Source organism: Marinomonas sp. PE14-40 (genome assembly GCF_051623805.1).
GTDB lineage: Bacteria > Pseudomonadota > Gammaproteobacteria > Pseudomonadales > Marinomonadaceae > Marinomonas.
The window spans coordinates 1,887,073-1,902,763 of record NZ_CP130700.1 but is presented as its reverse complement, the minus strand read 5'-3'; the positions used below and the strand labels follow the sequence as shown (position 1 = coordinate 1,902,763).

The 15,691-nt window shown below is 40.2% G+C and carries 16 protein-coding genes; 5 read left to right on the top strand and 11 right to left on the bottom strand.

Annotation, left to right across the window (positions count from 1 at the left end):
• The first annotated feature begins 81 nt into the window (after window positions 1–81).
• Window positions 82–708: a CDP-alcohol phosphatidyltransferase family protein gene (locus Q0A08_RS08705; RefSeq protein ID WP_438466358.1), complete on the top strand. Its 627-nt coding sequence runs from the start codon at window positions 82–84 to the stop codon at window positions 706–708.
• A gap of 32 nt (window positions 709–740) precedes the next feature.
• Window positions 741–1,145, top strand: coding sequence for a hypothetical protein (locus Q0A08_RS08700; protein ID WP_438466356.1), 405 nt, complete (start codon window positions 741–743; stop codon window positions 1,143–1,145).
• Window positions 1,146–1,240: 95 nt separating this feature from the next.
• Here Q0A08_RS08700 and Q0A08_RS08695 read toward each other — a convergent pair whose 3' ends face one another.
• Both Q0A08_RS08695 and Q0A08_RS08690 read right to left on the bottom strand, forming a co-directional pair.
• Complete coding sequence (locus tag Q0A08_RS08695; RefSeq protein ID WP_438466354.1) at window positions 1,241–1,894, bottom strand: cupin domain-containing protein; 654 nt, start codon at window positions 1,892–1,894, stop codon at window positions 1,241–1,243.
• Between the two features lie 175 nt (window positions 1,895–2,069).
• Window positions 2,070–2,603, bottom strand: coding sequence for a GNAT family N-acetyltransferase (locus Q0A08_RS08690; RefSeq protein ID WP_438466352.1), 534 nt, complete (start codon window positions 2,601–2,603; stop codon window positions 2,070–2,072).
• A 161-nt stretch (window positions 2,604–2,764) separates the two neighbouring features.
• On the opposite strand from Q0A08_RS08690, the gene umuD reads away from it, so the two are divergent.
• Together umuD and umuC are read left to right on the top strand one after the other, a co-directional pair.
• Window positions 2,765–3,214, top strand: a complete 450-nt coding sequence (gene umuD, locus Q0A08_RS08685; RefSeq protein WP_438466350.1) for a translesion error-prone DNA polymerase V autoproteolytic subunit — start codon at window positions 2,765–2,767, stop codon at window positions 3,212–3,214.
• A complete protein-coding gene (umuC, locus tag Q0A08_RS08680) occupies window positions 3,211–4,482 on the top strand; it encodes a translesion error-prone DNA polymerase V subunit UmuC (RefSeq protein ID WP_438466348.1) in 1,272 nt (423 codons plus the stop codon). The genes umuD and umuC overlap by 4 nt, the downstream gene beginning before the upstream one ends.
• Window positions 4,483–4,489: 7 nt before the next feature.
• Here the strand turns inward: umuC and Q0A08_RS08675 are convergent, their stop codons facing one another.
• The 9 genes from Q0A08_RS08675 to Q0A08_RS08635 form a co-directional block, all read right to left on the bottom strand.
• Window positions 4,490–5,713: an EAL and HDOD domain-containing protein gene (locus tag Q0A08_RS08675; RefSeq protein WP_438466346.1), complete on the bottom strand. Its 1,224-nt coding sequence runs from the start codon at window positions 5,711–5,713 to the stop codon at window positions 4,490–4,492.
• 201 nt (window positions 5,714–5,914) lie between these two features.
• Window positions 5,915–6,202, bottom strand: coding sequence for a class I ribonucleotide reductase maintenance protein YfaE (gene yfaE / locus Q0A08_RS08670; protein WP_438466344.1), 288 nt, complete (start codon window positions 6,200–6,202; stop codon window positions 5,915–5,917).
• 17 nt (window positions 6,203–6,219) lie between these two features.
• A complete protein-coding gene (gene nrdB, locus Q0A08_RS08665; RefSeq protein ID WP_438466342.1) occupies window positions 6,220–7,353 on the bottom strand; it encodes a class Ia ribonucleoside-diphosphate reductase subunit beta in 1,134 nt (377 codons plus the stop codon).
• 175 nt (window positions 7,354–7,528) lie between these two features.
• On the bottom strand, window positions 7,529–9,796 hold the full coding sequence (gene nrdA / locus Q0A08_RS08660; RefSeq protein WP_438466340.1) for a class 1a ribonucleoside-diphosphate reductase subunit alpha: 2,268 nt from the start codon (window positions 9,794–9,796) through the stop codon (window positions 7,529–7,531).
• 303 nt (window positions 9,797–10,099) lie between these two features.
• Window positions 10,100–10,858 (bottom strand): heparan-alpha-glucosaminide N-acetyltransferase, encoded by a 759-nt coding sequence (locus Q0A08_RS08655; RefSeq protein WP_438466338.1) that lies wholly within the window; start codon window positions 10,856–10,858, stop codon window positions 10,100–10,102.
• Between the two features lie 466 nt (window positions 10,859–11,324).
• Window positions 11,325–11,966 carry a pyridoxamine 5'-phosphate oxidase gene (gene pdxH / locus Q0A08_RS08650; protein ID WP_438466336.1) on the bottom strand — a complete coding sequence of 214 codons (642 nt, stop codon included), beginning with the start codon at window positions 11,964–11,966 and terminating at the stop codon, window positions 11,325–11,327.
• 2 nt (window positions 11,967–11,968) lie between these two features.
• The gene (gene coq7, locus Q0A08_RS08645) at window positions 11,969–12,601 is read right to left on the bottom strand and encodes a 2-polyprenyl-3-methyl-6-methoxy-1,4-benzoquinone monooxygenase (protein WP_438466334.1); all 633 of its coding nucleotides are present in this window, start codon (window positions 12,599–12,601) and stop codon (window positions 11,969–11,971) included.
• Window positions 12,602–12,671: 70 nt separating this feature from the next.
• Complete coding sequence (locus tag Q0A08_RS08640; RefSeq protein ID WP_438466332.1) at window positions 12,672–13,013, bottom strand: histidine triad nucleotide-binding protein; 342 nt, start codon at window positions 13,011–13,013, stop codon at window positions 12,672–12,674.
• A gap of 64 nt (window positions 13,014–13,077) precedes the next feature.
• On the bottom strand, window positions 13,078–15,348 hold the full coding sequence (locus Q0A08_RS08635; RefSeq protein WP_438466330.1) for a 7TMR-DISM family protein: 2,271 nt from the start codon (window positions 15,346–15,348) through the stop codon (window positions 13,078–13,080).
• Window positions 15,349–15,407: 59 nt separating this feature from the next.
• Here Q0A08_RS08635 and Q0A08_RS08630 point away from each other — a divergent pair, with 59 nt between their 5' ends.
• Window positions 15,408–15,659: a hypothetical protein gene (locus Q0A08_RS08630; RefSeq protein WP_438466328.1), complete on the top strand. Its 252-nt coding sequence runs from the start codon at window positions 15,408–15,410 to the stop codon at window positions 15,657–15,659.
• The last annotated feature ends 32 nt before the right edge of the window (window positions 15,660–15,691 follow it).

The window sequence follows — 15,691 nt, the reverse complement described above, 5'->3', positions numbered from 1 at the left end:
TGTGCTTGAATGAGGCTATGAGATGAATTGATGAGTATTTCTTAAATAGCAGTAATACTCGATCAAAGTAAATGGGAAACTATGTTAGATAGACATTTTATTAAGCTGCTTAAGTGGCCACTTGATGCCTCGGCCGCTTACTTAGTAAAGCAGCAAATTAGCGCCAACAAGGTCACCGTTTTTGGCTTTATCATTGGCATGATGGTAATTCCAAGTTTGGCTTTTGAGGCTTATGGGTTAGCACTTTTATTTATCATTATTAATCGTCTTTGTGATGGGCTTGATGGCGCAATTGCCCGTCAAACACAGCCAACTGATTTGGGTGGTTATCTTGATATTACTTTAGATTTTATTTTTTATTCAGCAGTGATTTTTGGTTTTGCTTTGGCAAACCCTGAAACAAACGCATTACCTGCAGCCTTTCTAATTTTTAGTTTTATGGGAACAGGTAGCAGCTTCTTAGCTTTTGCCATCATGGCAGAAAAGCGTCAAATTAAGCAGTTAGATTATGGTAAGAAGTCTTTGTTTTATTTAGGTGGACTTACCGAAGGAGCTGAAACCATTGGTCTCTTTATTTTTATCTGTTTAATGCCTGCTTACTTTACGAGCGCTGCTTGGCTGTTTGCCTCTCTCTGCTGGCTTACCACAGGCACTCGAATTTATGCTTCTTATTTGGCGCTAAAAACAAATGATAAAGGGTCTAATTAAGACCACTTCTTTACGTAAATCATAGGAAAAACATGGGCATCTTAACTGACATTTGTATGATACTAGCTTTGATTGCAAGCTTTAAACAAGGAGGCTATGCCAACCATATACCGGGCTTTTTAAATAAGTTTTTACCCCAGTGTTATCGTTTGATTGCCTTTGTGGCGCTTTGGAACGTACTTTGGTTTGCGACTCGTAATATTGATTACTTTTGGGGGCAAATGTCGCTTGTATCAGGTATCAGTACCTTGCTTATTCTGATGCCTTTAATTGAGTTAGAGAAGTTTCCTCGTTTTTTACAAAACTCGGTTTTAACCCTGACTATTCAGCGTTTAGCAAGCCAAATGACAGGATGGAATTATGTCATTGTGAGGATTTTTCTAGGGGCTTGTATACTGCAATACAGCACAACTTTAATTAAGCTGAATCTGGCCTAATGAGCTGATTCAACTTAATTAGTGCTAGGGACGCTGTGATTAAGTCACCTCTTCTTCGCCTGTTCTTTTAAGTGTGTGGCGTATTTTTAGGCTCTCTAGATGAGAGGGAGATGGCCTGTTTTCACTAGAATGATGGTCTCTTCCTCTACATAAGGGGTATGTTCACTCATATGAGGACTGCGTAACCAAGTGTGTTTTGGGTAAGCGCCATGCTCATCTCGAAACTCACCTTCAAGTACTAAAATCTCTTCACCACCAAAATGTCTATGAGGCTGAAAACGCTCTCCAGTAGGCCACTTAACTAGGGCCGTATGCTCGCCTCCAAATTCATGCAGGGGCATGACTTCTAATCCTCCAATACCTGCAAGCCATGTTTGTTCTTGAGTATTGATATTTACCTTTGCATTGTCACCTTGCTGAAATTGATTGAGTTTTACAAATAAGGTACAGCCGTTCTCACTATGAGGGGTATGTACAGAGTTGGCTGGGTGACGTAAATAAGATCCTGCAGGATAATCACCGTGTTCATCACTAAACACACCTTCTAAGACAAAGATCTCTTCCCCCTGAGGGTGAGGGTGTTGAGCAAAACTGGCTTGGGCCTGATATTTTACCAAGCTGGTGGTATGGCCAGATTCTTTGGCTTCTCTTTCTAATGGTTTTCTATGTACCAAAGGACTAGGGCTTGCTTGCCAATCTTGCTTTTGGCTTTCTATGACAAGGCGTTGCTGAAACTGCATATTAAGCATGGGATTTGTTCCTATGAATTTCTGATACTCTTATTGTATCGTTAAATAACATAAGAAAAGCAGTAGGCACAAATAGGTTGCTTAGGTACTTTTTGGTCTAGTTTGCTGAAAAATAAGGGTTATTTTTTCTTAAGTGAGAAATAGATGATACCTTTTAGTATCACCTAGATTGGTTTTAACTGGTTTTATACAAACCATAAACAGCATGATCTAAAATACGATCACCGACTTTTTCTGCATGGGTAATAGTGCCTTCTAACGTCATATTTAGACGCTCACACACCGCGCGACTGGCAAGGTTATCTTTTGCTGCACTGATTTGTATTTTCTGTATATCAAGCTCTGTAAAAGCGTATTGAATCAGGTGCTGGCATGCACGAGTGATAATCCCCTTACCTTGATAATTTGCACTTAACCAATAACCTATCTCGGCTTTTTTAAGTTTATGATCAATGCTATTGAAACTGATGTTACCAACTAACTCTTCTTGATAAAAAATACCACAGGTTAGGCTCTTACCATCGGCATAGTCATGTAATGACTTTTGGGCGAATCCTTTAAAATCATCCGCAGATTGGCAAAAGATAGGCCAAGCAAGCCATTGTTTTAAATAGTCATAATTCGCTTTAGCGAGTGCTGAATAAGCTTCTGAAAAGCTTGGATCAACTAGTCCTAGTTTAATATCTTGATCCACTTCCATGGCAAACATAAGTACTCCTTTATATTGTTCTCGTATGTTTGGACTGCTTATTAGAGCATGTTTTTTGGGCAGCTGCGCTAGCGGGATTTTAAATTAGTCGGTAATTAGGGCTATTGCTCGAAAAAACTTTAAACTATACTGTATGTATATACAGTTTTTTTGGAGTTGATATGCGAGTTTCTTATTTAGGTACATCAGAATCCCGTGCTTTTATTGATGCGAATAGCATCCAAATCCCTCTTTATATGGAATCTGTTTCAGCTGGATTTCCATCACCCGCGCAAGACTTTGTCGAGCGTAAACTAGATTTGAATGAACTTTGTATTAAACACCCACAATCTACCTTCTTTGTACGAGTGCAGGGAGACTCTATGTCTGAGGTAGGGATTTATAATCAAGATGTACTTGTGATAGATCGCTCCTTAACGGCTCGCCATGGGGATTTTGTTATAGCTTGTGTTCATGGGGAGATGACGGTGAAAGAGCTTGTGCTCAAGCCTAACGTGGCTTTAAGGCCAAAAAACAAAGCCTATTCTGCAATCGCTATTACAGAAGAGTCTGAATTGGCCATCTTTGGTGTTGTGATTAGCGTTGTTCGTAATATTCAGAGACAAGAATGAGCAAGGTATTTGCTCTGGTAGATTGTAATAACTTTTATGCCAGTTGTGAAAAACTGTTTCGACCTGACTTAAAGCATAAGCCCGTTGTCGTCTTGTCGAATAATGATGGTTGTGTTGTTGCACGCTCTCAAGAAGTTAAAGCTCTAGGAATCAAAATGGGTGGGCCTGTCTTTAAGTTGGCGGACGATATTAAACGTTATGGCATTACCTGCTTTTCCTCTAATTATGCCTTATATGCAGATATGTCGAATCGCGTGATGACTTTGCTAGAGGAAGCTGCGCCTGCCATTGAAATCTATTCTATCGATGAAGCCTTTTTGGACTTATCTGGTATTGATGCCTGTACAGACTTGTTAGATTTCTCTTTGGACCTTAAGCGTAAAGTGGATACTTATACTGGTATTCCTGTCTGCATTGGTATAGCGCCTTCTAAAACACTCGCTAAGTTGGCTAATCATGCAGCGAAGCAATATCGCGCAACAGGTGGGGTGGTGAATCTGATGTCGTCAGAGCGGCAAACACGTCTGTTAGCTTTAATTGATGTGGTCGAAGTTTGGGGAGTAGGTAGGCGTTTATCTAAAAAGTTGTATCAATTGGGAATACATACCGCGTTAGATTTAGCACGAGCAGATATCAATATGATACGTGAGCAGTTTTCTGTTGTGCTTGAACGTACGGTAAGAGAGCTAAATGGGGTTGCTTGCATTGACCTTGAACATATTCCACCCGTTAAGCAGCAAGTAATTTGCAGCCGTTCTTTTTCCCATAGAATTACCGAGAAAGATCAGATGCGTGAGGCTCTTTGTAAATATGTGACGCGAGCAGCAGAAAGGTTAAGGGAGCAAAAGCGAACAGCCAAGCTGGTCAGTGTGTTTATTCGAACCAGTGCTTATAGTCCGAACGAGGCGCAATATGCGAATTCATTAGTAGCCGAACTTGCTTGTCCTAGTGATGATACGAGAGACCTCATTGGTATTGTGGAAGCCAGTTTAGATAAACTGTGGCGAGAAGGGTTTTATTACGCTAAGGCGGGTGTTGTGCTATTAGATCTTTATGATGCAGAGCACAGACAGAGTGAGTTATTTACTTCCTCACGGCCTCAAAAAAAATCTAAAGAGCTTATGCAGGTGTTGGATAAAATCAATCAAAAAGGCATAGGGCATGTGTATTTTGCAGCACAGGGAACCGCCCCTGTTTGGCAAATGAAGCGAGAGTATTTATCCCCTGCTTATACGACTAATTGGCATGATTTACCTAAAGTACGCTGATGGGATATCAGACATACTTTAGGGTGTCATTGGCCCAAAGACTGGCTTCACCATAGGAGCGGCTTAACGCGATTCTTTCAACAGAGGGAAGAACCGCAATATAGTTCCAGTCTTGTTTTTCTAAGGCGCAGGCTTTACGCAAACGTGTGCCAATATCGCCGCGATAATGTTTAATCGCTTCGAGTATTTCGTCATCCAGATTAATCTGTTCAAACACTATCTTTTTTTCCACCTGAAGCACTAAATCGATACCTGACATAATACCTGCCATAAAATCAGAATCAGGACTGGTTGATTTTTCTTGTACTGCGAGGGCTTCACAGCATTTAGCGCGAATTAATAAAAAGCGAAAAATTTCGTTTGAGTGTTTTGAGTTTGCAGTAATCGTAATGAGTAAAGCCCATTTTTTGATTTGTTTTAGGCCTAAGAAAACAACGGCTTCTTTCAAGTTAGTGACTTTACGTTGCAAGCCACAAATGGGGCTATTTAAGATGCGTAATAACTGATAGGACAATCTAGGATCTTTACTAACTAGCTTGGTCACTTTCTCAACCGTGATGTTTTCATTAGATAGCTCGCTCACCAGTTCTAATGCGTTACTCATACTTGAGTTAATGCGACGGCCTTTCACAATAGAAGGTTTTTGTAAGTAGTAGCCTTGGAACAGATCAAACCCTAGTTCCTTGCATTCATCGTACATTTTTTGATCTTCAACTTTTTCTGCCACTAGAATAAGTTTTTGGTCCTTGAGTGCTTGAATCTGTTCGTGATGTTTATAAGGATCTGTGTGTAACACATCAATTTTGACCATTTTTATATAAGGGAAGAGACCTGCGTAACTTGGATCAAAGTTATAATCATCAAGTACGAATCGATAACCTGCTTTATGCCAACTGGCAACTGACTCGATGAAAGTGGGGGTGATTTTTTGATCTTCAAGGATCTCGATATAGACTAGGGTTGGGTCAATGGGAAAAAAGGCATCTGACATTAATAAATCACGAGTGATATTAACAAAATACGGGGTACGCATTTGCGTTTCTAACTCGGTAATACCAATACATAAGTTCACTAGTACTTGGCTGGTCGCATCCTCTCCATCAATAACATTCGCCATAGTTTCATCATTATTACGAAACAATAATTCATAACCAAACAACTTATTTTTTTTATCAAAAATAGGTTGCTGAGCCATCATTAAATCATTAAGCGTGCCAGGTAATGAAGCCATTCTATATCCTTTTGAAGGTGAACTTAGCAGGTTCTAGCCTGCCCAAATCTATGCTGTTAAATATTAACAGGGCTAATTCATAGATTACGAGCTGCATAATCAATAATAGTTGTAAAAGTTAGATCAGAGTAACTTAGATTAAGAAAATATCAGAAATTTAGGTAGGTTTGCTAAAAAAATAAAAGGAAGCGGGATTAGTGGCTAGTCATTGCTAAAAAAAGCAATTTCGATATCGCTTTTGACGATGGCGCAGCAGGCGAGTAGATAACCGCTTTGAACCCAAGCCAGTGGTTCTTCTAAATAGGTTACATTGCCCCGTAGGAGCTTAAGTGAGCATGAGCTGCAGTAGCCTTCACGACACTGGTATTCAACTAGAATACCAGCGCGTTCAAGCTGAACAAGTAAGGGTTCATCCTCAGTCACAATAATTTCTTTTTTACCCAAAAGCACCCTGTGTAGCAGGTCTTGGTTGTTAGAAATCACTGTCATTGAAATTGTCTTCCTTGTTACAAGTCGAAATCATCAAAATCAGATTCATCTAAGTCGTTATCAATTTGGCCGACTAAGTAAGAGCTGATTTCTGCTTCTTGAGGTGCAACTTGTACATTGTCACTTACCAACCAAGCATTAATCCAAGGGATAGGGTTATGTTTAGTTTCAAATGTAGGTAGTAAACCAATAGCTTGCATGCGTATGTTGGTGATGTACTCAACATATTGGCCAAGGATTTGTGCATTCAAGCCGATCATAGAGCCATCTTTGAAAAGGTAGCTTGCCCATTCTTTCTCTTGCTCTGCCGCTTCAAAGAAGATTTGGTAGGCTTCATCTTCACATTCTTTGGCAATTCCTTCCATTTCTGGGTCATCTTTACCTGATGCCATCAAGTTGAGTATGTGCTGAGTCCCTGTTAAGTGTAGGGCTTCGTCACGGGCAATCAGTTTGATGATTTTGGCATTACCTTCCATTAAGGTGCGTTCTGCAAAGGCAAAACTACAAGCAAAACTCACGTAGAAACGAATAGCTTCAAGTACGTTGACTGACACCATGGTTAGGTAAAGGGCTTTTTTAAGCGCTTTCAAGTTAACATTAACGTCACCTTTACCTGGAACATTGTGAATACCTGGGCCTAGGGTGTTATATAAACCGACTAATAGGATTAAATCGTCATACCATTTTGAAACACTTTCAGCGCGCTTGGTAATCTCTGTATTTTCTGTAATGTCATCAAATACAACACCTGGCTCATTTACTATGTTTCGAATGATATGGGTATAAGAGCGGCTATGAATTGTTTCACTAAAAGACCAGGTTTCAATCCAAGTTTCAAGTTCGGGAATGGAAACGATAGGTAGTAGGGCAACGTTAGGAGAGCGACCTTGAACACTGTCTAGTAGTGTTTGGTATTTCAGGTTGCTTAGAAAAATATGTTGTTCATGAGCTTCAAGGCGTTGGAAGTCTTTTCTATCAGAGGATAGATCCACTTCTTCAGGGCGCCAAAAGAAAGACAATTGCTTTTCAATGAGCTTCTCAAAAATAGGGTGCTTTTGTTGGTCGTAACGTGCGACGTTAACATTTTCACCAAAGAACATAGGTTCTTTCATACTATCAAAGCGTTTGCGGTTGAAAGTAGAGTAGCTCATTTAAATAAGGTGTCCTTTAATCGGTTTGCAGATATGGCTGAGTAAACACAAGTTTAACATGTGTTAATTATCACATAAAAACGCAGCACAAGGTGTCTTTTGTGCTGCGAATTCGAATGATGATATGTCTAAATTTGACTCGCTATCATGTATTTATACGTTAATCTTTCTTAACCTATATTTTACACGCACCGCCAGCGCAATCATCTTCTAAGTCATCTTGTTGATCGTCTGCACCATCACGAGTGTTATGGTAATAAAGTGTTTTAATACCCAGTTTATAAGCTGTCAGAAGGTCTTTCAGTAGTGTTTTCATTGGTACTTTTGAAGACTCAAATTTAGCTGGATCATAATTTGTATTGGCTGAAATTGCCTGGTCAACAAACTTCTGCATGATACCAACAAGCTGTAAGTAACCATCATTAGACGGAATAGACCATAACAGCTCATACTCATCTTTTAGTCGCTCAAACTCTGGTACTACTTGTTTAAGGATGCCATCTTTACTTGCTTTAACAGAAACATAACCACGTGGTGGCTCAATGCCATTCGTTGCATTATGGATCTGAGAAGAGGTTTCAGATGGCATAAGTGCTGTTAGTGTTGAGTTACGTAGACCGTGTTCAACAATGTCTTTACGCAGTGTTTCCCAGTCATAGTACAACTCAGGAGAGCAAACTTTATCGACTTCTTTCTTATAGCTATCGATTGGTAAAATGCCTTTAGAGTATGTGGTCTCGTTGAAGGCTTCACATGCGCCACGTTCTTTTGACAGATTGTTAGACGCTTTGAGTAGGTTGTACTGAATCGCTTCAAATGTTTTGTGAGTTAACTCGTTAGCACTACCATCAGAATAGCGAACGCCGTTCTTCGCAAGGTAGTAAGCATAGTTGATCACGCCCACACCTAAGGTTCTACGCAAATCTGTTGCTCTTTGAGCCGCTGGCACAGGGTAGTTCTGATAATCTAGCAAAGAGTCTAGTGCGCGTACAATAAGATCAGATAACTCTTCTAGCTCATCTAAGCTCTCAAGAGAACCTAGGTTAAAAGCAGATAGAGTACAAAGTGCGATTTCGCCTTTGTCGTCATAAATATGCTCTAAAGGTTTAGTCGGTAAAGCAATCTCAAGGCATAGGTTACTTTGTTTCACTGGCGCTACAGCAGGATCGAAAGGGCTGTGAGTATTACAGTGGTCGACGTTTTGCAGATAAATACGGCCTGTACTTGCACGTTCAGATGCAAATAAAGTGAATAGTTCAGAGGCTTTTATTGTTTGCTTACGAATGCTGTCGTCAGCTTCGTATTGTACGTATAAACGCTCGAATTTTTCTTGGTCTGCGAAGAATGCGTCATAAAGGCCAGGCACATCAGATGGGCTAAACAACGTAATGTTGCCACCTGAGATAAGGCGCTGGTACATAAGGCGGTTAAATTGAACACCATAATCAAGGTGACGAACACGGTTCTCTTCAACACCACGGTTATTTTTCAATACCAGTAGGCTTTCAACTTCAAGGTGCCAAATAGGGTAGAAAACGGTCGCAGCACCACCACGTACACCGCCCTGAGAACAACTCTTAACCGCTGTCTGGAAGTGTTTGTAGAAAGGGATACAGCCTGTGTGGAAAGCTTCGCCACCACGAATAGCACTACCTAGAGCACGAATTGCTCCTGCATTCACGCCAATACCAGCTCGCTGACTCACATACTTAACAATCGCACTAGATGTCGCATTGATAGAGTCAAGAGAGTCGCCACATTCGATTAGGACACAAGAACTGAACTGACGAGTCGGTGTTCGTATGCCAGCCATAATCGGCGTAGGCAATGAAATTTTGAAGTTTGATACAGCATCGTAAAAACGGCGGATATAATCAAGGCGAACACATGTGTCGTAATTGGCAAATAAACAAGCAGCAACTAACAGGTAGATGAACTGTGGGCTTTCGTAAATATCGCCTGTTACACGGTTTTGAACCAGATACTTGCCTTCAAGCTGTTTAACTGCAGCGTAAGAGAAGTTCATATCACGGCCGTGATCTAGGAAGCTGTTTAATTGATCGAATTCTTCTGCTGTATAGGCTGTTAAAATATCGGCATCATAGCGTTGTTGCTCAACCAAGTTTTGAACATGAGCATGTAGATGTGGTGGCTCGAATTCACCGAATGCTTTTTTACGTAAGTGGAAGATAGCAAGGCGTGCTGCCATGTATTGGTAGTCAGGCGTATCTTCAGAGATTAAATCAGCAGCAGACTTTATCAGTGTTTCGTGAATGTCTGTGGTTTTGATCCCTTCGAAGAATTGAATCTGTGCTTTTAGTTCAACTTGAGAAACAGAAACGTTGTCTAGACCTTCTGCGGCCCATGTTACAACTTTGTGTATTTTTTCTAGATTAATCGACTCTGTTTCGCCGTTACGCTTAGTGACTGTCAGTGTGGTCATGCCCATGCCTAAGATAAATGCTGATTTGATTTGAAATACTGTATCTAGTGTCTTAATCCTAAATGAGGCACTAGATATAGTAATTAATTTGATTTGTTGATGCAGACGATAGTGTGCATTGAGGTGAAAATCAAGCCTTGAAAAAGGCTTGATTTTAGGTCTTGCTTAACTAATAAGTGGTTACTTACTTGAGCCGCCTTAACTCTTCGTTAACTGCTTATTGCAACTCTTTTAAATTAAATTTTAAATTTTTTTGAGCCAATTCATGACTGATTTAAAAATATTCAACTAGTTGTTTTTTGGTTAAAATATCAACAGAGCTAATTGGCTAAATAAGGCAACTAAACTATAGAGTACAAGTTGGTGGCAAAGGTAAATAGGTAAGGCGTGTCTGCCTAAAAAGGTAAGCAGTTTACTGTTTAACGCACTAGGAAGACGCATTTTATGAAGTTTAAAGTGCCCCATTATCGGGCCAAGAAATACGACACCAATCCAAGGGAATAAGTTGACTATGTCTAAGGTGCGCTGAGGGAAGCCAAATTCACCTGTTAGATAAGTGTGTAAGCTAAAGCTTTTAACACTATCTATGCCAAAGTAGGCTGCTAGAAGGCCTATGCCAATGGCTAGGCTTAACCAGGGATTTCGCGCCACAGGAAGCACCAACCAGCTGGCTAAAAAGATAAAGTGCAGAATGCCAAAGAAAATCCAATTTTGGGGCACGGTCAGATAGGTCATTAATGAGATACCGCTAGCGGCAAGGAAAAGCTTAAACTGGCGTTTGAAAATACTTGGCCATTGGTAACCATTGCGACAGCTAATATAGGTTGACCAACCAACAGCTGTCATAAAAAGAGTGATAATGACGCTACGAAAACCCACCCAAAAAGGGTCTCTTAGTGAATAGTCTATATAGTCAAACTCACGTAAGTCCCAACATAAATGAAAGATAATCATGAGTAAAACAGCAAGTCCACGATATATATCTAAACTTGAGCTACGTTGCGTGTTGATGTGTTTGTTATAACCAGTCCATGATATCCATTTATGTGCTTGAGACTTCATATCTTACCTTGGTAAACGTTTAAGGAACCTGCGAATAAGTCCTCCCGCCTCAGCGTGTGGATAAAAGCGCCTAGATTTATGGCAAGAGCCACAACTTAATAGTCATTCTATTAATAAGGCACTTAACATAAAGATAGTGCTTTTAGACCGCGCCCTTCGGGTCTTTAAATAATACCTACTCGGTCTTTCAGAAAAAGTAACACTCTGCGTTGTCCCTTCTTGAAAGGTACCTACATTACATCAAAGTGACGCCTTGATTAATACTTTTTCTGAAAAGACTGAGAAGAGGTGACTTAATCGCAAGTTCCTTAACTTAATCACAGAATCTTTAGATTTATTATACGCAATGGTAGGGGGTGAAAATAGAGCCGGATAGGATTTGTGATATAAGCTTTGATGGCTGAGAACACCAAGAATGAAGCCAATACTCAATACGAATTAAAGTATTGAGTATTGCAGTCTGAGATTAAGGTGCTTTGCGAGACCTTACCCAGTGTCCATTTGAATCGAGTGTATAACACAGTCGATCATGCAGGCGGCTAGGTCTGCCTTGCCAGAACTCAATGAAATTGGCTTTTAAAATATAGCCCCCCCAATTTTCAGGGCAAGGGACTGTGTCTTCTTGTGTTTTCTGCTCTAAATCATGAAAGCGTTTATGTAGCTCATCTCTTTCTATTGTGTGGCTTTGAGGTGATACCGATGCAGCTAACTTGCTGCCTTGAGGTCGTGTGGCAAAATAGTCTTCAGAGGCTTTACGAGACACTTTTACTATTTCACCTTCAATACGAACTTGACGGCTGAGCTCAGACCAGAAAAAGTTCATGCAGGCTTTGTTGTTATTGGCAAGATCTTGGCCCTTGTCACTGTCATAGTTGGTAAAGAAGGAGAAGCCTTGCTCATCTCTTTGCTTAAGGAGCACAATACGAGAATGGGGTGCACCAGTTTGGTCCACAGAGCTAAATACCATAGCTGTTGGATCATTAGGGCACGCATCTATGGCATCCTTTAGCCAAGTGTCAAAAAACGCCATAGGGTCAAGGTTAGACTCATCTTCTAACAAGTCTTTGAATTGGTAATCACGTCGGATAGCACTAATATCTCGGTTCATAATTAAACTCTATAAGTAGATTTTGTCATTACTTTGGAAATCAAAGTCATAGTTTTCATAACGGCTTCAGGGAAAACCACTCCTCCAGATTCTAAAGCTGCAATTTGATGTTTGGCTTCATCTATACGCATTTGATTAAGTATCGCTTTACTCTTTTCGTCTTCGAGTGGCAGAGACTCTAGGTGTTGATCTATATGAAGACAAACTTGCTCTTCCGTTGCGGCAACAAAACCGAGACTCAAGCGGTCGCTGATTAAACCTGCACCAGCACCAATCGCAAAAGAGGCACCGAAGAATAAAGGATTAAGAACACTCGTATGGCTGCCAAGTTCGTGTAACCTTTGCTCACACCAAACTAGATGGTCAATTTCTTCCGCTGCAGCTTCATCCATTTCCTCTCTAACACTGGAGAGCTTTGCTGTTAGGGCTTGGCCAGAATAAAGCGCTTGAGCACAGACTTCACCAGTATGATTAATACGCATTAAGCCAATGCTATGACGCTTGTCTTTTTCATCCATAGGTGTTTCAACCGCCTTGTTGGCAGGAGAAGGGCGATTGGCTTTCGCTGAATTGGGTACAAGGGTGCGCAATGCTCGGTCAAGATTCAAAATGCTGTTATCAATAAAAGACATCATAAAAAAACTCTGGTAAAACTTTTCTGTGTTGCTTCCCTTTCATAAGTAAAGGAAGGGTGTGTGCTTAACGCTAACCTGGAGGCCAATTTAGTTTACGTTCAGCAAGTACGTGCATATGAATATGGTAAACAGTTTGGCCACCATCTTGATTGCAGTTCATCACGGTTCTAAAGCCAGATTCACTAACGCCTTTAGCTTTGGCAATGGTTTTAGCAACAAAGTGCATTTTTCCCATGAGTGGAATATCTTCTTCTGTCAGATCATTTAATGTGCTGATGTGTTTTTTTGGAATAACCAAAAAATGTACAGGGGCTGCAGGCATGATATCTTCAAATGCAATGACATCATCATCTTCATATAGCACGGTAGCAGGAATCTTTCCTGTGCTGATGGAACAAAATAAGCAATCCATATTAACTCCGTAATAGTCTGTGACTCGGTTCATTGAAGCAAGCTTTAAGCTGGCTCATCTTGACTTAGAGCAGGGTTGCTTTTTGTAAGCGCAAACCTTTTGCCGTGAGTCGGGTAATGGTGTGTTTAAGCTGCTGTGGCAGTTCAAGTGTATGTATTAGCTCATCAAAACCTAGAGTAAGAGCAAAGTCTTTAGGCATTTTAACATTGTCGCTTACCAGTAGACACTGATCTTCTAATCTCAGTAATGGTTTTATTTGGCGTACAACAAGTTGAGGGATATAACCATCGTGTTCAAATAGCACAACCAAGTTAATGATTTTCTTATCCGCTTGAGCGGGCTGCAGTGATGTAAGCTCGCTAATGTTCTTGATTTGTATGATATTAATTGGCCAAGACTGTAATAGGCTTAATAGCTTTTGACAAGCAATTGAGTCGTTGCCCATGATAAACAGTTGGCAAGCGTAAATAAGATCATTATCGGGTAAGCGGCTTTGAATACGGTATCTGGCTGGAAAATGTATGTTTAGGCGTCTTTGTTGTTTATCGCCAGAGATACTCATTTTTCCATGCATACTACTCAGTAAATACTCCACATAACCTAGGCCTAAGTTAAGTAAATGGTCTTGTAGCTGGGTAAAGCGCCTTGGTAGAGGAGAAATGCTGATATCTAAATGGCTTAGATTGTCCCTATTATCATCCAGCTTTTTTAGAGTGATAGTTAATGCCTTATCACCATAATGTTTTAGCTCTAATAGTAGTGTTAGGAGCAAGTGCTGAATTTTTTTACCTTGGTCAATTTGCTCATAAGATTGAGTGTTGGCTGTGTTAATTTCCACTAACACACCATCCTGATCTATTTCATGAAACAAATTAAGCGTTTCATCAATCAGGGTATCAATGTCAGCAAAGTCACTTGAAGTATCTTTAAGGTTGCCATTCATCTGACCAAGGTTATCCAATCTCTCAAGCATATTTTCTAAATTGCGATTTGCAAGCAGGGCCGTATCTTGATTGTCAGCAGATAAGTCAGTGTGTAGTTTGTCCTTTTCATTAAAGGCACCGCTAATAATATTAGTCTGGCGGCGCATTCTTGAGGCTAAATCGTTAACAAAGTCGAACAGCTGAGAGTCATGAAAATTGCTTTTTTCAATTCGGCTACCATTGAGTGAATTTAGTTTAAGTAGCATGGCAACAAAGTGGATTAGCCCTTCTAATATGACGGTTACCATAAGGCCCCAAATAAAGAAGGTTGGGCTGGCAAGAATGCCATACATGGTTAATATCCAAAAACTGTGGCCAATAAAGAGTAATAAACGAGCCGCTAAATAGTAGCCTGAGTATGGAATGTGTTTGAAACTGGCGATAATGCTCAAAATGGTTAAGCTGGTGACTGTTGATACCGTTGCTGTTGATAATAAGAAGATACTAAACTTATCTGGAGCCAAGCTATAGAGTAAGGCAAGAGCACCGTTTGTGACGCCTAGCGCAACTAAGAACTTATCGATTTTGGGCAAGGTGTTCTTACTATCGAGATAGTAGCGTGAGAAGAAAACCAGTGCCATCGCCGAAAAGAGTGCGGCAAAGTTATAACTACGGATTTGAATGCCAATACTATTGGGGAAAAGCTGGATCAGGTAGCCATGTAAAGAGAGATGTAAGATAATCATTCCTGCCAGTAACATGCTATAGAATAAGTACATAGGGTTACGGGAAAAGGAAAAGAATAAAATATTTGCAGCCATCAGTAAGACGATAATACCGATCAATATTCCTGTGATTAATGACTCTACTTGAAAGTCACTGGCGATATCATTGAGTGGTAAAATATCAATTTGGGCATTAATAGGCGTGCTAGAAGCTAGCTTAATATACACATTGGTAATGGGTGGGTTTCGGGTAGGAAATGGCACCAAATAATGTGGATGATTAAGAGGTCTGTTGTTATAAGGGCGAAGCTCTCCTAGTTCAGCAATGGGAAAGGCTATGCTTAAATGAGGCATATAAATATCAAGGATTTGCAGCCTAGGTGCTTTGACTTGAAGTGCAAGGCTGTTTTGCTCGGTTAGGTGTATTGCAAGTTTAGCTCGAATCCAAATGTTGCCTTTATTAAGGCCAAACTGCATAAAACTTTTGTTGATAGGTAGAAATTGAGAACTGTATTTCTCATTCATTAATTGAGCGAGATTTAATTGGCCAGATGGGTCATGAAGGTAGTCACCCACTAAGCCGATATCAACACGAGAGTTACGGTTATCTAACAAGCTAACTTCAAATTGTGCAAATGCCTGATTTGATAAAAACAAAAGAAATACAATGCAGAGTCGAATGATCACTGTGTTAGTCCATGAACAAGAGTTGTCAAAACCATATTATTAACTAGATAGGGGATTAAATGCTATATCCGATTTTGCTTGAGTATTATTTATATTTTTGTTTTGCCTTGTTGGCGATTACTTGGTTTACTCGCGCCACAAAGCCAGCACTAAGAACAAATCTATTATACGGGTATGGTTTGCTGTCAACGTTGGGCTTTTTATTGGCGCTTGATTGGATGGGAGGAGTCATTTTTGGCCTGATATTGTTAGAACTAGGCCGATTGTTAAGACGCTGGTTAGATAAAAAAGCAGAGCAGCTTAAGAAGTAGTGGCGTTTAATTAATCCAAGATATAAAAAAAC